This window comes from Streptomyces sp. SID13666, assembly GCF_010548325.1.
In the GTDB taxonomy this organism is placed as follows: Bacteria; Actinomycetota; Actinomycetes; order Streptomycetales; family Streptomycetaceae; genus Actinacidiphila; species Actinacidiphila fildesensis.
This window is the reverse complement of the sequence record NZ_JAAGLX010000040.1, coordinates 1-17,501: the sequence shown is the minus strand read 5'-3', so window position 1 is coordinate 17,501 and position 17,501 is coordinate 1. Positions and strand designations below refer to the sequence as shown.

Below are 17,501 nucleotides of genomic sequence, written 5' to 3'. Positions count from 1 at the left end.
TCTGCTTTGGGCCTGGTGCGTTTCCCGGACGGTGGCCTAGTTTCGCTGGCATGTCCGATCAGGAGACCGATCAGGAGATCATCGACCGGCTGACGGCGCTGCGGTCCCAGGACCTGCCGGTGCGCGGCGGCCGCACCATGGCGTACGTCTACGACTCCGGGCTGGACGGTCTCGACGACCTCGCGGAGCGCGCCCAGGCGGCCTTCGCCGGGGTCAACGGCCTGGACATGACGGCCTTTCCCAGCGTGGTGGCCCTGGAGAACGACATCGTCGGCCGGGTCGCCGGACTGCTCGGCGGGGACGACAGGACAGCCGGCACCTTCACCAGCGGCGGTACCGAGAGCTGTCTGCTCGCCGTGCTGACCGCCCGGAACCACGCCCGCCGCACCCGGGGCGTCACCGCCCCGGAACTCGTGCTGCCCGCCACCGCCCACGCGGCCTTCCGCAAGGCCGCCGCGCTCTTCGGCCTGACCGTCGTCACGGTCCCGGTGGACCCGGCGACGTTCCGGGCCCGCCCGGAGGCCATGGCGGCCGCCACCACCGACCGGACGGCCCTGGTGGTGGCCTCGGCACCGTCCTACGCCCACGGGGTGATCGATCCGGTCACCGAGATCGCCGCCGCGGCGGCCGGGCGCGGGGTGCTGTGCCATGTCGACGCCTGCATCGGCGGCTGGTACCTGGCGCACCTGCCCAGGACGCTGCCCCGGCCGCCCGCGTTCGACCTGGCGGTGCCGGGCGTCACGTCGCTCTCGGTGGACCTGCACAAGTACGCGTACACCCCCAAGGGCGCCTCGGTGCTGCTCTTCCGGGACGCCGAGCTGCGCCGGCACGGCTGGTTCGCGGACGCCTCATGGCCCGGCTACCCGGTGGTCAACGCGACGCTCCAGGGCACCAAGTCCGCCGGGCCGCTGGCCGCCGCCTGGGCGGTCCTGCGGCGGATCGGCCCCTCGGCCTACGCCGAGCTCTCCGGGCGCGTGCACGAGGCGGTACAGGCCCTCGTCGGGGGCATCGGCCGAATCGACGGGCTGCGGGTGCTGGGCAGCCCGCAGGCGTCGCTGGTCGCCGTGGCCTCCGACGACCCGGGGCTGGACCCCTTCGTCGTCGCCGACGAGATGCGGCTGCGCGGGTGGTTCCTGCAGCCGCAGCCCGCCTTCGGCGGCTCCCCGCCCAATCTGCATCTGACCGTCACGGCCGCGGTGGCGTCCCCCGGGCGGATCGCCCTGCTGCTGGAGGAGCTCGGCGGCGCCGTACGGCGGGCCCGTGACCTCGGCCCGGCCACCGTCGACGAAGGGCTCGCCGGGCTCGCCGCCCAGCTCGATCCCGACACGCTCGGCCCCGAGGAGGTCGCTCTGGCCCTCCAGCTCGCCGGCATTTCCGACGACGGGGCGCTCCCGGAGCGGATGGCCCCGGTGCTGGCGGTCCTGCAGGCGCTGCCGCCCCGGCTGACCGAACGGCTGCTGCCGGAAGTCATCGGCCGGCTCTACCGGGCGCGGACTGGGCCGTACGAGTGACGGGGACCGCCGCGGGCCCGTTCCGGGCGCCGGGGCAAACAGAACCGCCCGGGGCGGTGTCCCTGCGGACACCGCCCCGGGCGGTACGTTTCTGCACTTGTGTTTGACAGCCGTTTTCAGCCGTCTTCGTGCTGAACCGCGCGGCGCGCGTCGGCGTCGAGGACGCCCCAGCCGATGAGCTGCTCGGTGAGGACCGACGGCGACTGGTCGTAGATCACGGCCAGCGTGCGCAGGTCGTCCTGGCGGATCGACAGCACCTTGCCGTTGTAGTCCCCGCGCTGGCTCTGGATGGTGGCGGCGTAGCGCTGCAGCGGACCGGCCTTGTCCGGCGGGACCTGGGACAGTCGCTCCAGGTCCAGGACAAGCTTCGGCGGCGGCTCGGCGGCCCCGCCCGGCGTGGTGCCGGGCAGCAGTTCCTGGACCGGCACTCCGTAGAAGTCCGCCAGCTCGGCGAGTCGCTGTACGGTCACGGCGCGGTCGCCACGCTCGTACGAGCCGACGACGACGGCCTTCCAGCGGCCCTGGGACTTCTCCTCGACGCCGTGAAGGGAGAGACCCTGCTGCGTGCGGATGGCGCGGAGCTTGGCTCCGAGCTGTTTGGCGTAATCGCTGGACATAAGGCTCCCCGGACGGAATCTCGGTGACTCACTGTGAGGTTACGCAGCGTAATTTGACTTCGTCAAGCCGAATGGTCCGGACCGGTCTCCCTGTACTGCACGAGCGTCCGATTCGTACCGGTGTGCCTATCGTGCGGGTGACCGCCCGAGAACGCGACCTGCGCGCCTGGTAACGTGAGGCTGTATCCCTGGCGTCCTTTAAGACCCGTCCTGTGAGGCGGGGAAGGAGAGCCCTTCATGGCTGAAGACCGCAGTACATCCGCACGCCCGGTGCTCGAAGCACCGGACATGGCCCGGGTCCTGACCCGCATCGCCCACGAGATCGTCGAACGCGCAAAGGGCGCCGACGACGTGGTGCTCCTCGGCATTCCCACCCGCGGTGTCTTCCTCGCCCGCAGGCTGGCCGACAAGCTCGCCGACATCACCGGCCGCAAGGTCCCGGTCGGGTCGCTCGACATCACCATGTACCGCGACGACCTGCGGCTGCACCCGGCCCGCGCGCTGGCCCGCACCGACATCCCCGGTGACGGCGTCGACGGCCGGCTGGTGATCCTCGTCGACGACGTGCTCTTCTCGGGCCGCACGATCCGCGCCGCCCTCGACGCGCTCAACGACATCGGCCGGCCGCGAGCCGTACAGCTCGCCGTCCTGGTCGACCGCGGCCACCGCGAACTCCCGATCCGGGCCGACTACGTCGGCAAGAACCTCCCCACCTCGCTGCGCGAGACCGTCAAGGTCCACCTCACCGAAGAGGACGGCCGTGACACGGTCCTCCTCGGCGTGCGCGAGGGCTCCCCGGCGGACGAATAGCGCAAGCACGACCCGGACCCCTGTGTGGTCCGGGCCCACGAGCATGCCCTCCGCCGTCCCAGTACCCCCTTCGGAGTGACCCGATGAAGCGCCACCTGATCTCGGCCGCCGACCTGACCCGCGACGACGCCATCCTCGTACTCGACACCGCCGAGGAAATGGCCCGCGTGGCCGACCGGCCGATCAAGAAGCTGCCGACCCTGCGCGGCCGCACCGTCGTCAACCTCTTCTTCGAGGACTCGACCCGCACCCGCATCTCCTTCGAGGCCGCCGCCAAGCGGCTCTCCGCCGATGTCATCAACTTCTCCGCCAAGGGCTCCTCGGTCTCCAAGGGCGAGTCCCTCAAGGACACCGCGCTGACCCTGGAGGCGATGGGCGCCGACGCCGTCGTCATCCGGCACGGCTCCTCCGGCGCCCCGCACCGGCTCGCCACCTCCGGCTGGATCGGCGGCTCGGTCGTCAACGCCGGTGACGGCACCCACGAACACCCCACCCAGGCGCTGCTCGACGCCTTCACCATGCGCCGGCACCTGGCGGGCTCAAAGGATGGTGGCCCCACGTTCCACCGCGGCCCCGGTGACGGAAGCGGGCGCGATCTGGCGGGCCGCCGGATCACGATCGTGGGCGACATCCTGCACAGCCGGGTCGCCCGCTCCAACGTCCATCTGCTCAACACGCTCGGCGCCCAGGTCACCCTGGTCGCCCCGCCGACCCTGCTGCCGATCGGCGTGGACACCTGGCCCTGCGACGTCTCCTACGACCTGGACGCGGTGCTCGCCAAGTCCGACGCCGTGATGATGCTGCGGGTGCAGAGCGAACGGATGAACGCCGCGTTCTTCCCCACCGAGCGCGAGTACTCCCGGCGCTACGGCCTCGACGGCGGCCGGATGGCCGCCCTGCCGGAACACGCCATCGTCATGCACCCCGGCCCGATGAACCGCGGCATGGAGATCACCGCCGAGGTCGCCGACTCCGAGCGCTGCACCGTCGTCGAGCAGGTCGCCAACGGCGTCAGCATCCGGATGGCCGTCCTGTACCTGCTGCTCGGCGGGAACGAACCCGCCATCGCCACGGCCGCCCCCGCCGCCCGCACCGAGGAGAACCACCAGTCATGAGCAAGACCCTGATCCGAGGCGCGAAGATCCTTGGCGGCGACCCGCAGGACGTCCTGATCGACGGTGAGACGATCGCCGCCGTCGGAACCGCTCTGGAGGCCGGCGACGCCACCGTCGTCGAGGCCGACGGCATGATCCTGCTGCCGGGCCTCGTCGACCTGCACACCCATCTGCGCGAGCCGGGCCGCGAGGACTCCGAGACGGTCCTGACCGGCACCCGCGCCGCCGCCATCGGCGGCTACACCGCCGTGCACGCGATGGCCAACACCTTCCCCGTCGCGGACACCGCGGGCGTCGTCGAGCAGGTCTGGCGGCTCGGCCGCGAGTCCGGCTACTGCGACGTGCAGCCGGTCGGCGCCGTCACCGTCGGCCTGGCGGGCAAGCAGCTCGCCGAGCTCGGCGCGATGGCCGACTCCGCCGCCGGTGTGCGGGTCTTCTCCGACGACGGCAAGTGCGTCGACGACGCGGTGATCATGCGCCGCGCGCTGGAGTACGTGAAGGCCTTCGACGGTGTCGTCGCCCAGCACGCCCAGGAGCCCCGCCTCACCGAGGGCGCCCAGATGAACGAGGGCATCGTCTCCGGCGAACTGGGCCTGATCGGCTGGCCGGCGGTCGCCGAGGAGTCGATCATCGCTCGCGATGTGCTGCTCGCCGCGCACGTCGACTCCCGGGTGCACATCTGCCACCTGTCCACGGCCGGCTCCGTCGAGATCGTCCGCTGGGCCAAGTCCAAGGGCTGGAACGTGACCGCCGAGGTCACCCCGCACCACCTGCTGCTCACCGACGAGCTGGTCCGCTCGTACAACCCGGTTTACAAGGTCAACCCGCCGCTGCGCACCGAGGCCGACGTCATGGCGCTGCGCGAGGCGCTGGCCGACGGCACCATCGACTGCGTCGCCACCGACCACGCGCCGCACCCGCACGAGGACAAGGACTGCGAGTGGGCCGCGGCCGCCATGGGCATGGTGGGCCTGGAGACCGCGCTGTCCGTCGTCCAGCAGACGATGGTCGACACCGGTCTGCTCGACTGGGCCGGCGTCGCCGACCGCATGTCGGCGCGGCCCGCCGCCATCGGCCGGCTGGCAGGACACGGACGGCCGGTCGCCGCGGGCGAGCCCGCGAACCTCACTCTCGTCGATCCGGCATACCGTGGAGTGGTGAACCCCGCGGGCTTCGCCTCCCGCAGCCGCAACACCCCGTACGAGGGCCGCGAGCTGCCGGGCCGGGTGATCGCCACCTTCCTGCGGGGCAGGGCGACGGTCGTGGACGGGAAACTCGCGTGACAACTCTGACTCTTCTGCTGGCGGCGGACCAGAAGTCCCAGCAGGTCACCGACTGGTCCGCACGGATCGGCTGGATCGTCGGCCTGGGCCTGTTCGTCGCGCTCGTCTACTGGCTGATGCGCGAGGGCTGGAAGTGGCGCGGCACCCTGCAGGGCGGCCTGCCCGAGCTGCCCACCGCCCCCGAGGACGGCGCCGAACCGCTGCTGACCCTCAAGGGCCGCTACCACGGCAGCACCACCGCGGGTCAGTGGCTTGACCGCATCGTCGCCCACGGTCTCGGGGTGCGCAGCATGGTCGTGCTCACTCTGACGGAGCAGGGCCTGCGCGCGGAACGGACCGGCGCGCCGGACTTCTTCGTCCCCACCGCCGCACTGCGCGGCGCCCGGCTCGACAAGGGCATCGCCGGCAAGGTCCTCACCGAGGGCGGCCTGCTGGTGATCACCTGGGAGCACGGCGGCCGGCTCATCGACTCGGGCTTCCGCTCCGAGCACGCGGCCGAGCACGCCGGCTGGGTCGACGCGGTCGACTCCATGGCATCAGCATCCGGGGCCGCGGCATCCGCAGCGGACGCCCCCGAACCCGACCAGCACCCCGGCGACAGTGCCGTCGCCGCCCCGCTCCACCAGGAAGGCCCACGATGACGACCTCCACCCAGCGGGCAGACAGGACCCCCGCCGTACTCGTCCTGGAGGACGGCCGGATCTTCCGCGGCCGTGCTTACGGCGCGGTGGGGGAGACCTTCGGCGAGGCCGTCTTCTCCACCGGCATGTCCGGTTACCAGGAGACGCTGACCGACCCGTCGTACCACCGCCAGGTGGTCGTCATGACGGCCCCGCACATCGGCAACACCGGCGTCAACGACGAGGACCCGGAGTCCTCCCGCATCTGGGTCGCCGGCTATGTGGTCCGCGACCCCGCCCGGGTCTCCTCCAACTGGCGCGCCCGCCGCACCCTCGACGAGGAACTCGTCAACCAGGGCGTCGTCGGCATCAGCGGCATCGACACCCGCGCCCTCACCCGCCATCTGCGCGAGCGCGGCGCCATGCGGGTCGGCATCTTCTCCGGTGCCGGCATCGGCACCGACGCGGACCTGCTCGCCAAGGTCCTCCAGGCGCCCGAGATGAAGGGCGCCGACCTGTCGGCCGAGGTGGCGACCAAGGAGTCGTACATCGTCCCGGCGATCGGCACCAAGCGCTTCACCGTGGCCGCGATCGACCTCGGCATCAAGGCGATGACGCCGCAGCGGATGGCCGAGCGCGGCATCGAGGTCCATGTGCTGCCCGCCACCGCGACCGTCGAGGACGTGTACGCCGTCGCGCCCGACGGGGTGTTCTTCTCCAACGGCCCCGGCGACCCGGCCACCGCCGACCACCCGGTCGCGGTGATGCGCGGTGTGCTGGAGCGGAAGACCCCGCTCTTCGGCATCTGCTTCGGCAACCAGATCCTGGGCCGCGCGCTCGGGTTCGGCACCTACAAGCTCAAGTACGGCCACCGCGGCATCAACCAGCCGGTCCAGGACCGCACCACCGGCAAGGTCGAGGTCACCGCGCACAACCACGGCTTCGCCGTCGACGCGCCGCTCGACACGGTCTCCGACACGCCTTACGGCCGGGCCGAGGTCAGCCACGTCTGCCTGAACGACAACGTGGTCGAGGGACTCCACCTCCTCGACCAGCCGGCGTTCAGCGTCCAGTACCACCCCGAAGCAGCCGCCGGCCCGCACGACGCCGCGTACCTGTTCGACCGCTTCGTATCTCTGATGGAGGGCCAGCGTGCCTAAGCGCACCGATATCCAGTCCGTCCTGGTCATCGGCTCCGGCCCGATCGTCATCGGCCAGGCAGCGGAGTTCGACTACTCCGGTACCCAGGCCTGCCGGGTGCTGAAGTCCGAGGGCCTGCGGGTCATCCTCGTGAACTCCAACCCGGCCACGATCATGACCGACCCCGAGATCGCCGACGCCACCTACGTCGAGCCGATCACGCCGGAGTACGTCGAGAAGATCATCGCCAAGGAGCGCCCCGACGCGCTCCTGCCCACCCTCGGCGGCCAGACCGCGCTCAACACGGCGATCTCGCTGCACGACAACGGCGTCCTGGACAAGCACAACGTCGAGCTGATCGGCGCCAACGTCGAGGCGATCAACAAGGGCGAGGACCGCCAGCTCTTCAAGGGCGTCGTCGAGGCCGTCAACGCCAAGATCGGCTACGGCGAGTCCGCCCGCTCCGTCATCTGCCACTCGATGGACGACGTCATCTCGGGCGTGGACACCCTCGGCGGCTACCCCGTCGTCGTCCGCCCGTCCTTCACCATGGGCGGCGCCGGCTCCGGCTTCGCCCACGACGAGGAGGAACTGCGCCGTATCGCCGGCCAGGGCCTCACGCTCTCGCCGACCACCGAGGTGCTCCTGGAGGAGTCCATCCTCGGCTGGAAGGAGTACGAGCTGGAGCTGATGCGCGACCGCAACGACAACGTCGTGGTCGTCTGCTCCATCGAGAACTTCGACCCGATGGGCGTCCACACCGGCGACTCCATCACCGTCGCCCCGGCGCTGACGCTGACCGACCGCGAGTACCAGAACCTGCGGGACGTCGGTATCGCGATCATCCGCGAGGTCGGCGTCGACACCGGCGGCTGCAACATCCAGTTCGCGATCAACCCCGAAGACGGCCGCGTCATCGTCATCGAGATGAACCCGCGGGTCTCGCGCTCCTCGGCGCTCGCCTCCAAGGCCACCGGCTTCCCGATCGCCAAGATCGCCGCCCGGCTCGCCGTCGGCTACACGCTCGACGAGATCCCGAACGACATCACCGAGAAGACCCCGGCGTCCTTCGAGCCGACGCTCGACTACGTCGTCGTCAAGGTGCCGCGCTTCGCCTTCGAGAAGTTCCCGGCGGCCGACGCGACCCTCACCACCACCATGAAGTCGGTCGGCGAGGCCATGGCGATGGGCCGCAACTTCACCGAGGCGCTGCAGAAGGCGCTGCGCTCGCTGGAGAAGAAGGGCAGCCAGTTCACCTTCGTCGGCGAGCCCGGCCACAAGGACGCGCTGCTGGCCACGGCGGCGGTGCCGACCGACGGCCGGATCAACACCGTCATGCAGGCGATCCGCGCCGGCGCCACCCCGGAGGAGATCTTCGACGCGACGCGGATCGACCCGTGGTTCACCGACCAGCTCTTCCTGATCAAGGAGGTCGCCGACGATCTGGCGGCCGCCGACAAGCTCGGCCCCGAGCTGCTCGCCGACGCCAAGCGGCACGGGTTCTCCGACATTCAGATCGGTGAGATCCGGGGACTGCGCGAGGACGTCGTGCGCGAGGTCCGGCACGCGCTGGGGGTGCGCCCGGTCTACAAGACGGTCGACACCTGCGCCGCCGAGTTCGCCGCCAAGACCCCGTACTTCTACTCGTCCTACGACGAGGAGTCCGAGGTCGCGCCGCGCGAGAAGCCCGCCGTGATCATCCTCGGCTCGGGCCCCAACCGCATCGGCCAGGGCATCGAGTTCGACTACTCCTGCGTCCACGCCTCGTTCGCGCTGCACGACGCGGGCTACGAGACCGTGATGGTCAACTGCAACCCCGAGACCGTCTCGACGGACTACGACACCTCCGACCGCCTGTACTTCGAGCCGCTGACGCTCGAGGACGTGCTGGAGATCGTGCACGCCGAGTCGCTGGCCGGCCCGATCGCGGGCGTCATCGTCCAGCTCGGCGGCCAGACCCCACTCGGCCTGGCGCAGGCCCTCAAGGACAACGGGGTGCCGATCGTCGGCACCTCGCCCGAGGCCATCCACCTCGCCGAGGACCGCGGCGCCTTCGGCCGCGTCCTGGCCGAGGCCGGACTGCCCGCCCCCAAGCACGGCACCGCGACCACCTTCGACGAGGCCAAGGCCATCGCCGACGAGATCGGCTACCCGGTCCTGGTCCGCCCGTCGTACGTGCTCGGCGGCCGCGGTATGGAGATCGTCTACGAGGAGGCCCGGCTCTCCTCGTACATCGCCGAGTCCACCGAGATCAGCCCGACCCGCCCGGTCCTGGTCGACCGGTTCCTCGACGACGCCATCGAGATCGACGTCGACGCGCTCTACGACGGCACCGAGCTCTACCTCGGCGGCGTCATGGAGCACATCGAGGAGGCCGGTATCCACTCCGGCGACTCCGCCTGCGCACTGCCCCCGATGACCCTCGGCGGCTACGACATCAAGCGGCTGCGCGCCTCCACCGAGGCCATCGCCAAGGGTGTCGGCGTCCAGGGTCTGATCAACATCCAGTTCGCGCTGGCCGGGGACATCCTCTATGTCCTCGAGGCCAACCCGCGCGCCTCGCGCACCGTCCCCTTCACCTCGAAGGCGACCGCGGTGCCGCTGGCCAAGGCCGCCGCCCGGATCTCGCTCGGTGCGACCGTCGCCGAACTGCGGGCCGAGGGCATGCTCCCGAAGACCGGCGACGGCGGCACCCTGCCGCTGGACGCGCCGATCTCCGTCAAGGAGGCCGTCATGCCATGGAGCCGCTTCCGCGACATCCACGGCCGCGGCGTCGACACCGTGCTGGGCCCGGAGATGCGCTCCACGGGCGAGGTCATGGGCATCGACTCCGTCTTCGGCACCGCCTACGCCAAGTCCCAGGCCGGCGCGTACGGCGCGCTGCCCACCAAGGGCACCGCGTTCATCTCGGTGGCCAACCGCGACAAGCGCAACCTGGTCTTCCCGGCCCGCGCGCTCGCCGACCACGGCTTCGAACTGCTCGCCACCTCCGGCACCGCCGAGGTGCTGCGCCGTAACGGCATCCACGCCACCATCGTGCGCAAGCAGAGCGAGGGCACCGGCCCGGACGGTGAGCCGACCGTGGTGCAGCTGATCCACGACGGCAAGATCGACCTGATCGTCAACACCCCGTTCGGCACCGGCGGCCGCCTCGACGGCTACGACATCAGGACCGCCGCGGTCTCCCGCGGTGTCCCGTGCCTGACCACGGTGCAGGCGCTCGCCGCCGCCGTGCAGGGCATCGACGCGCTCAACCGCGGCGACATCGGGGTCAGATCGCTGCAGGAACACGCGGAACGGCTGAACGCCGCCCGCGAGGGATAGCGCCAGGAGGGGGACACCGAACGGTGTCCCCCTCGCCATGTGACCGCCGCCCCGCAGAATCCCGTAGAAGGCTCCGCATGTATCCCCTCCTCTTCCGACTGCTCTTCCGGCGCATGGACCCCGAGCGGGCGCACCACCTGGCGTTCGCCTGGATCCGGTTCGCCGCCCGCGTCCCGGTCCTGCGCACCCTCGTGGCGGCCGTGCTCGCGCCCCGCCACAAGGCGCTGCGCACCGAGGCGCTGGGCTTGCGCATGCACGGCCCGTTCGGCCTCGCGGCCGGCTTCGACAAGAACGCCGTCGCGATCGACGGCATGGCGATGCTCGGCTTCGACCACATCGAGATCGGCACCGTCACCGGGCAGCCGCAGTCCGGCAACCCGAAGAAGCGGCTCTTCCGCCTCGTCCAGGACCGGGCGCTGATCAACCGCATGGGCTTCAACAACGAGGGCTCCGCCGCGGTCGCCGCCCGGCTGGCGGCCCGTAACCCGGTCTTCCGGACGACGGTCGGCGTCAACATCGGCAAGACCAAGGTGGTCCCCGAGAACGAGGCCACCGGGGACTACGTGACGTCCACCGAGCGGCTCGCGGCCCACGCGGACTACCTCGTCGTCAACGTCTCGTCGCCGAACACCCCGGGCCTGCGCAATCTGCAGGCCGTCGACCAGCTGCGCCCGCTGCTGACCGCGGTGCGCGAGGCCGCCGACCGCACGGTCACCACCCGCCGGGTACCGCTGCTGGTGAAGATCGCCCCCGACCTGGCCGACGACGACATCGACGCGGTCGCCGACCTCGCCGTCGAACTCGGTCTGGACGGCATCATCGCCACCAACACCACGATCGCCCGCGACGGCCTGGGGCTGACCTCGGACCCGGCGCTGGTCCAGGAGACCGGCGGGCTGTCCGGCGCTCCGCTGCGATCCCGCTCACTGGAGGTGCTGAGCCGGCTGTACGCCCGGGTCGGCGACCGGATCACCCTGGTCGGGGTCGGCGGCGTCACGACCGCCGACGACGTCTGGGAGCGCATCCTGGCCGGCGCCACCCTGGTCCAGGGGTACAGCGCCTTCATCTACGAGGGCCCGTTCTGGTGCCGCGCCCTCCACAAGGGCCTCGCGGCCCGGCTGGCCGCGAGCCCGTACGCCACCCTCGCCGACGCGGTCGGCGCCGAACACCGGAAGGTGAGCTCATGAGCGTGGAGAACCTGGAACCCTTCGGCGCGCGGCTGCGGCACGCGATGGACACCCGCGGTCAGCTCTGCGTCGGAATCGACCCGCACGCGGCGCTGCTGACCTCCTGGGGCCTCAACGACGACGTGGCCGGTCTGGAGCGCTTCACCCGCACCGTGGTCGAGGCCCTCGCCGACCGGGTCGCCGTCCTCAAGCCGCAGAGCGCGTTCTTCGAGCGCTTCGGCTCGAAGGGCATCGCCGTGCTGGAGCGGGCCGTCGCCGACGCCCGCGCCGCCGGCGCCCTGGTGCTGATGGACGCCAAGCGCGGTGACATCGGCTCCACCATGGCCGCCTACGCCGCCACGTTCCTCGACAAGGACTCCCCGCTCTTCTCCGACGCGGTCACCGTCAGCCCGTACCTCGGCTTCGGCTCGCTGCGCCCCGCGCTGGACGCGGCGCGGATCTCCGGCGCCGGGGTCTTCGTCCTCGCTCTGACCTCCAACCCGGAGGGCGCCGAGGTCCAGCGGGCCACGGCGGCGAACGGTAAGTCGCTCGCCCAGGTGATGCTCGACCACATCGCGGCGGAGAACGCCGGCGAGCGGCCGCTCGGATCCGTCGGCGCCGTGGTCGGTGCCACCCTCGGCGAGGCCGGCGCGGACCTGGACGTCAACGGGCCGCTGCTGGCCCCCGGTATCGGCGCCCAGGGCGCGACGCCCGCCGGTCTTCCCGGGCTCTTCGGGTCCGCGGTCGGCAACGTCCTCCCGAGCGTGAGCCGCGATGTGCTGCGGCACGGCCCCGACGCGGCCGGACTGCGGGACGCCGCGGCCCGGTTCTCCGACGAGGTCCGTGCCGCCCTGGCGGGCTGAGCGGCAACCGGCGCCCTTCAGGACCCCTGTCGGGAGCCGCGACAGCGTCAACCGGTGCCGATATGTCCTAAAAATCCCAGCGGATCGAGTCTGACCAGGACTTTTCGTCTGTTCTCGCTGACTTGAGCCGCCGTGACCGCTAGTCTCCGACGAGAGCGAGCACGCAAGTGCTTCGTTCGTTGCCCTGCAGGTGAGGGCGACTAGGTTCCACAACCGGTCCGTATCCGACAGTTCGATATCCGAGGTGACGTAGGCGTGGCTCTTCCGCCCCTTACCCCTGAACAGCGCGCTGCCGCGCTCGAGAAGGCCGCTGCGGCTCGCCGGGAGCGCGCCGAGGTCAAGAATCGGCTCAAGCACTCCGGCGCTTCGCTGCACGAGGTCATCAAGTCGGGCCGAGAGAACGATGTCATCGGCAAGATGAAGGTCTCGGCCCTCCTTGAGTCCCTGCCCGGTGTGGGCAAGGTCCGCGCCAAGCAGATCATGGAGCGGCTCGGCATCTCCGAAAGCCGCCGGGTGCGGGGTCTCGGCTCCAACCAGATCGCATCTTTGGAGCGTGAGTTCGGCGGCGGCGCCGCCTGACGGTCCCCAGCACCTCCGGGAACCGGGATAATCGCTTCATGGCTGCAACATCCCGGGGGACGTCCCCCGTGCCCCCGGACGTACGTCCGCGGCTGACCGTGCTCTCCGGCCCCTCCGGGGTCGGCAAGAGCACGGTCGTCGCTCATATGCGCAAGGTCCACCCCGAGGTATGGCTCTCGGTGTCGGCCACCACTCGTCGGCCACGGCCGGGCGAGCAGCACGGAGTGCACTACTTCTTCGTGGACAACGACGAGTTCGACAAGCTCGTCGCCAACGGTGAACTGCTGGAGTGGGCCGAGTTCGCGGGCAACCGCTACGGCACCCCGCGCAAGGCGGTCCTGGACCGGCTCGACGCGGGCGAACCCGTGCTGCTGGAGATCGATCTGCAGGGTGCCCGGCTGGTACGCCAGTCGATGCCCGAGGCGCAGCTCGTCTTCCTGGCCCCTCCGAGCTGGGACGAGCTGGTCCGCCGGCTCACCGGGCGGGGCACCGAATCGCCCGAGGTGATCGAGCGGCGGCTGGCCGCGGCCAAGGTCGAACTGGCTGCCGAATCCGAGTTCGACATCACCCTTGTCAATACCTCCGTCGAGGATGTAGCACGTGAGCTGCTAGCCTTGATGAGAGTTGTATGATCCACTTCCATTCTTTTCCACAAGCAAGTAGGGGTAGGTAGAGAATGTCCTCTTCCATCACCACGCCCGAGGGCATCATCAACCCGCCGATCGACGAGCTGCTCGAGGCCACGGACTCGAAGTACAGCCTGGTGATCTACGCGGCCAAGCGCGCGCGCCAGATCAACGCGTACTACTCCCAGCTCGGTGAAGGCCTGCTGGAGTACGTCGGCCCCCTGGTGGACACCCACGTCCACGAGAAGCCGCTGTCGATCGCGCTGCGCGAGATCAACGCGGGACTGCTGACCTCCGAGGCCATCGAGTCGGCCGGCTAGCAGTACCCGAATCCTTGTCACCACGGGCCCGGCAGCACCGCTGCCGGGCCCGTGGTGTGTGATGGACACCAGAGAATCCACAGCTCGGCGGGAGAGACGATGGGCCAGCCACAGGTCGTCCTGGGGGTGAGCGGCGGGATCGCCGCCTACAAGGCGTGCGAGCTGCTGCGGCGGCTCACCGAGTCCGGGCACGGCGTACGCGTGGTCCCCACCGATTCGGCGCTGCACTTCGTGGGAGAGGCCACCTGGTCGGCACTGTCCGGCAACCCCGTCTCGACCCGGGTGTGGGACGACGTCCAGGAAGTCCCGCACGTCAGGATCGGCCAGCACGCCGACCTCGTGGTGGTCGCCCCGGCCACCGCCGACCTGCTTGCCAAGGCCGCGCACGGCCTCGCCGACGACCTGCTCACCAACACCCTGCTCACCGCGCGATGTCCGGTGGTGTTCGCGCCGGCCATGCACACCGAGATGTGGGAACACCCCGCCACCCAGGAGAACGTCGCCACCCTGCGCCGCCGGGGCGCGATCGTGATCGAGCCCGCCGTCGGCCGGCTGACCGGTGTGGACACCGGCAAGGGCCGGCTGCCCGACCCCGCCGAGATCTTCGAGGTCTGCCGCCGGGTGCTCGCCCGCGGCCCGCGGGGGCTCGCGAACGATCTCGCCGGGCGCCATGTGGTGATCAGCGCCGGCGGCACCCGTGAGCCGCTGGACCCGGTGCGCTACCTGGGCAACCGCTCCTCGGGCAAGCAGGGCTACGCACTGGCCCGTACGGCGGTCGCCCGCGGCGCCCGGGTCACCCTGGTGGCCGCCAACACCGACCTCGCCGACCCGGCGGGCGCCGATGTGGTGCGGGTCGGCACCGCGCTGCAGCTGCGCGAGGCGGTGCTGAAGGCGGCGGCGGACGCCGATGTGGTCGTCATGGCGGCGGCCGTGGCGGACTTCCGGCCCGCGCACTACGCCGAAGGCAAGATCAAGAAGAAGGACGACCAGGAGCAGCCGCCCCTGGAACTCGTCCGCAACCCCGACGTCCTCGCCGAACTCGCCACACAACGTTCATACCCCGGACAGCTCATCGTCGGGTTCGCCGCCGAAACCGACGATGTACTGGCGAACGGTCGGGCCAAACTGCTCCGCAAGGGCTGTGACCTGCTCGTTGTCAACGAGGTCGGGGACCACAAGGCGTTCGGCTCCGAGGAGAACGAAGCCGTGGTGCTGGGTGCGGACGGCAGCGAGACCCCGGTACCGTACGGTCCGAAGGAAGCCCTCGCCGACCAGGTGTGGGATCTCACGCTGGCCCGGTTGACGTGAAATAGTTCCTCCGGGTGTACCAAAACCGGAATTCTGCGGCATTCTGCCCGTACGACAAGGCCGATCGTCGTACCGGCGCCAGTGGTGTCGCAGGTCACGGCATATCCAAGTACCGAGATGGCTTGTCGGTCCGGCCGGAGCGAACGATAAACTAGCCACGGAACGCCGGGCGCAGCCCCGCGCGTCCCACCCCATGATCAGCCAGCAGCCGCTGCAACCCCAGGGAGCAATGTGTCCCGCCGCCTGTTTACCTCGGAGTCCGTCACCGAGGGACATCCCGACAAGATCGCTGACCAGATCAGCGACACGATCCTCGACGCCCTCCTCAAGGAGGACCCGACCTCCAGGGTCGCGGTCGAGACGCTGATCACCACCGGCCAGGTGCACGTCGCCGGTGAGGTCACCACCAAGGGATACGCGGACATCGCGACCCTGGTGCGCAACAAGATCCTCGAGATCGGCTACGACTCGTCGAAGAAGGGCTTCGACGGCGCCTCGTGCGGCGTCTCGGTGTCCATCGGCGCGCAGTCGCCCGACATCGCCCAGGGTGTGGACACCGCTTACGAGCAGCGTGTCGAGGGTGACGAGGACGAGCTCGACAAGCAGGGCGCCGGCGACCAGGGCCTGATGTTCGGCTACGCCTGCGACGAGACCCCCGAGCTGATGCCGCTGCCGATCCACCTGGCACACCGGCTCGCCCGCCGGCTCTCCGAGGTCCGCAAGAACGGGACCATCCCGTACCTGCGCCCGGACGGCAAGACCCAGGTCACCATCGAGTACGACGGCGACAAGGCCGTCCGCCTCGACACCGTGGTCGTCTCCTCGCAGCACGCCTCGGACATCGACCTCGAGTCGCTGCTCGCGCCCGACATCCGCGAGTTCGTCGTCGAGCACGAGCTCAAGGCGCTGCTCGGTGACGGCATCAAGCTGGAGACCGAGGGTTACCGCCTGCTGGTGAACCCGACCGGTCGCTTCGAGATCGGCGGCCCGATGGGCGACGCCGGCCTCACCGGCCGCAAGATCATCATCGACACCTACGGCGGCATGGCCCGTCACGGCGGCGGTGCCTTCTCGGGCAAGGACCCGTCCAAGGTCGACCGTTCCGCCGCGTACGCCATGCGCTGGGTCGCCAAGAACGTCGTCGCCGCGGGCCTCGCCTCGCGCTGCGAGGTCCAGGTCGCCTACGCGATCGGCAAGGCCGAGCCCGTGGGTCTGTTCGTCGAGACCTTCGGCACCGCGTCCGTGGACGTCGAGAAGATCGAGCAGGCCATCGCGTCGGTCTTCGACCTGCGCCCGGCCGCGATCATCCGCGACCTGGACCTGCTGCGTCCGATCTACTCCCAGACCGCCGCGTACGGCCACTTCGGCCGCGCGCTGCCGGACTTCACCTGGGAGCGCACCGACCGTGTCGAGGCGCTGCGCGCCGCCGCCGGTCTGTAGGACCCGGCAGCAGACACACCCGCACCACGCGTACGGCCCCGGACCCTGCGGTCCGGGGCCGTCGCGCTGTCCGGGACGTCTGGTAGGACTGGGGCTGTGAGCAGCGAGGACGAGCGGACGAATCCACCGGCGGGGGAGCAGCTGGCGCTCATCCGCGAGTCCGTGCGCAAGGCGAAGGAACCCAAGGCCAGGCGTGGCACCTGGCGCGGTGCCGATCTCGCCGAGGGGCTGCCCGTCGCCCGCGTCCTGGTCGACAAAGGCGTGCTGCACCTCGACAAGTACTTCGACTACGCGGTGCCCGCCGCGATGGACGCGGACGCGCAGCCCGGGGTCCGGGTCAGGGTCCGCTTCGGCGCCGGGGCGCACAACGTCGTCAGCGGACGCCGTGAGGGCGGCGGGCTGATCGACGGGTTCGTCGTCGCCCGGCTCACCGAGTCCGACTACGCAGGCCCGCTCGCGGCGATCGCCCAGGTGGTGTCCCCGGAGCCGGTGCTCAGCCCGGCGCTGCTGCGGCTCTGCCGCGCGGTCGCCGACCGGTACGCCGGATCGCTCGCCGACGTGATCCAGCTCGCCGTGCCCGCCCGGCACGGCCGGGTGGAGAAGAAGCCCTCCCCGGAACCGCCCGCCACCCCCGCCCCACCGGATTCCGGCACCTGGTCGCGCTATCCGACCGGCCCCGCGCTGCTGCGCGCGCTGGGCCGCGGTGACTCGCCGCGCGCCGTGTGGACCGCGCTGCCGGGCCCGCACTGGCCCGCCGAGCTGGCCGCCGACATCGCCGC

The 17,501-nt window shown here is 70.8% G+C and carries 15 protein-coding genes and 1 pseudogene; 15 read left to right on the top strand and 1 reads right to left on the bottom strand.

Annotation, left to right across the window (positions count from 1 at the left end):
* Positions 1 to 50: 50 nt before the first annotated feature.
* A complete protein-coding gene (locus tag G3I60_RS34240) occupies positions 51 to 1,511 on the top strand; it encodes an aminotransferase class V-fold PLP-dependent enzyme (RefSeq protein WP_164296834.1) in 1,461 nt (486 codons plus the stop codon).
* Between the two features lie 116 nt (positions 1,512 to 1,627).
* Here the strand turns inward: G3I60_RS34240 and bldD are convergent, their stop codons facing one another.
* A complete protein-coding gene (gene bldD / locus G3I60_RS34235; protein ID WP_138352602.1) occupies positions 1,628 to 2,128 on the bottom strand; it encodes a transcriptional regulator BldD in 501 nt (166 codons plus the stop codon).
* Positions 2,129 to 2,365: 237 nt separating this feature from the next.
* On the opposite strand from bldD, the gene pyrR reads away from it, so the two are divergent.
* From pyrR to G3I60_RS34165, 14 genes and pseudogenes are all read left to right on the top strand, one after another.
* Positions 2,366 to 2,938, top strand: a complete 573-nt coding sequence (pyrR, locus tag G3I60_RS34230) for a bifunctional pyr operon transcriptional regulator/uracil phosphoribosyltransferase PyrR (protein WP_138352601.1) — start codon at positions 2,366 to 2,368, stop codon at positions 2,936 to 2,938.
* 83 nt (positions 2,939 to 3,021) lie between these two features.
* Complete coding sequence (locus G3I60_RS34225) at positions 3,022 to 4,053, top strand: aspartate carbamoyltransferase catalytic subunit (protein ID WP_164296831.1); 1,032 nt, start codon at positions 3,022 to 3,024, stop codon at positions 4,051 to 4,053.
* The gene (locus G3I60_RS34220; RefSeq protein ID WP_138352599.1) at positions 4,050 to 5,336 is read left to right on the top strand and encodes a dihydroorotase; all 1,287 of its coding nucleotides are present in this window, start codon (positions 4,050 to 4,052) and stop codon (positions 5,334 to 5,336) included. Before G3I60_RS34225 ends, G3I60_RS34220 begins: the two co-directional genes overlap by 4 nt.
* Entirely contained in the window at positions 5,333 to 5,977 is a 645-nt protein-coding gene (locus G3I60_RS34215) for a hypothetical protein (protein ID WP_343241751.1), read from the top strand. Before G3I60_RS34220 ends, G3I60_RS34215 begins: the two co-directional genes overlap by 4 nt.
* Entirely contained in the window at positions 5,974 to 7,116 is a 1,143-nt protein-coding gene (gene carA, locus G3I60_RS34210; protein WP_138352598.1) for a glutamine-hydrolyzing carbamoyl-phosphate synthase small subunit, read from the top strand. The genes G3I60_RS34215 and carA overlap by 4 nt, the downstream gene beginning before the upstream one ends.
* Positions 7,109 to 10,420, top strand: coding sequence for a carbamoyl-phosphate synthase large subunit (carB, locus tag G3I60_RS34205; protein WP_164296829.1), 3,312 nt, complete (start codon positions 7,109 to 7,111; stop codon positions 10,418 to 10,420). Before carA ends, carB begins: the two co-directional genes overlap by 8 nt.
* Positions 10,421 to 10,497: 77 nt before the next feature.
* The gene (locus G3I60_RS34200; RefSeq protein WP_138352596.1) at positions 10,498 to 11,607 is read left to right on the top strand and encodes a quinone-dependent dihydroorotate dehydrogenase; all 1,110 of its coding nucleotides are present in this window, start codon (positions 10,498 to 10,500) and stop codon (positions 11,605 to 11,607) included.
* Positions 11,604 to 12,449, top strand: coding sequence for an orotidine-5'-phosphate decarboxylase (gene pyrF / locus G3I60_RS34195; RefSeq protein WP_138352595.1), 846 nt, complete (start codon positions 11,604 to 11,606; stop codon positions 12,447 to 12,449). Before G3I60_RS34200 ends, pyrF begins: the two co-directional genes overlap by 4 nt.
* Before the next feature lie 255 nt (positions 12,450 to 12,704).
* Positions 12,705 to 13,028, top strand: coding sequence for an integration host factor (locus G3I60_RS34190; protein ID WP_138352594.1), 324 nt, complete (start codon positions 12,705 to 12,707; stop codon positions 13,026 to 13,028).
* Between the two features lie 38 nt (positions 13,029 to 13,066).
* Positions 13,067 to 13,660: a guanylate kinase gene (gene gmk, locus G3I60_RS34185; protein ID WP_138352593.1), complete on the top strand. Its 594-nt coding sequence runs from the start codon at positions 13,067 to 13,069 to the stop codon at positions 13,658 to 13,660.
* 44 nt (positions 13,661 to 13,704) lie between these two features.
* Positions 13,705 to 13,974, top strand: coding sequence for a DNA-directed RNA polymerase subunit omega (rpoZ, locus tag G3I60_RS34180; protein ID WP_138352592.1), 270 nt, complete (start codon positions 13,705 to 13,707; stop codon positions 13,972 to 13,974).
* Between the two features lie 99 nt (positions 13,975 to 14,073).
* Complete coding sequence (coaBC, locus tag G3I60_RS34175) at positions 14,074 to 15,282, top strand: bifunctional phosphopantothenoylcysteine decarboxylase/phosphopantothenate--cysteine ligase CoaBC (RefSeq protein ID WP_164296827.1); 1,209 nt, start codon at positions 14,074 to 14,076, stop codon at positions 15,280 to 15,282.
* Positions 15,283 to 15,513: 231 nt separating this feature from the next.
* Positions 15,514 to 16,722, top strand: a complete 1,209-nt coding sequence (gene metK, locus G3I60_RS34170; protein ID WP_138352590.1) for a methionine adenosyltransferase — start codon at positions 15,514 to 15,516, stop codon at positions 16,720 to 16,722.
* 96 nt (positions 16,723 to 16,818) lie between these two features.
* Positions 16,819 to 17,501 (top strand): annotated as a pseudogene (locus tag G3I60_RS34165) (primosome assembly protein PriA); the annotation flags it as partial.

What these genes read in the sequence shown, in the direction of transcription:
- G3I60_RS34240 (WP_164296834.1), top strand. Translation starts at nt 51, where the DNA reads ATGTCCGATCAGGAGACCGATCAGGAGATCATCGACCGGCTGACGGCG.
- bldD (WP_138352602.1), bottom strand. Translation starts at nt 2,128, where the DNA reads ATGTCCAGCGATTACGCCAAACAGCTCGGAGCCAAGCTCCGCGCCATC.
- pyrR (WP_138352601.1), top strand. Translation starts at nt 2,366, where the DNA reads ATGGCTGAAGACCGCAGTACATCCGCACGCCCGGTGCTCGAAGCACCG.
- G3I60_RS34225 (WP_164296831.1), top strand. Translation starts at nt 3,022, where the DNA reads ATGAAGCGCCACCTGATCTCGGCCGCCGACCTGACCCGCGACGACGCC.
- G3I60_RS34220 (WP_138352599.1), top strand. Translation starts at nt 4,050, where the DNA reads ATGAGCAAGACCCTGATCCGAGGCGCGAAGATCCTTGGCGGCGACCCG.
- carA (WP_138352598.1), top strand. Translation starts at nt 5,974, where the DNA reads ATGACGACCTCCACCCAGCGGGCAGACAGGACCCCCGCCGTACTCGTC.
- G3I60_RS34200 (WP_138352596.1), top strand. Translation starts at nt 10,498, where the DNA reads ATGTATCCCCTCCTCTTCCGACTGCTCTTCCGGCGCATGGACCCCGAG.
- pyrF (WP_138352595.1), top strand. Translation starts at nt 11,604, where the DNA reads ATGAGCGTGGAGAACCTGGAACCCTTCGGCGCGCGGCTGCGGCACGCG.
- gmk (WP_138352593.1), top strand. Translation starts at nt 13,067, where the DNA reads ATGGCTGCAACATCCCGGGGGACGTCCCCCGTGCCCCCGGACGTACGT.
- rpoZ (WP_138352592.1), top strand. Translation starts at nt 13,705, where the DNA reads ATGTCCTCTTCCATCACCACGCCCGAGGGCATCATCAACCCGCCGATC.
- coaBC (WP_164296827.1), top strand. Translation starts at nt 14,074, where the DNA reads ATGGGCCAGCCACAGGTCGTCCTGGGGGTGAGCGGCGGGATCGCCGCC.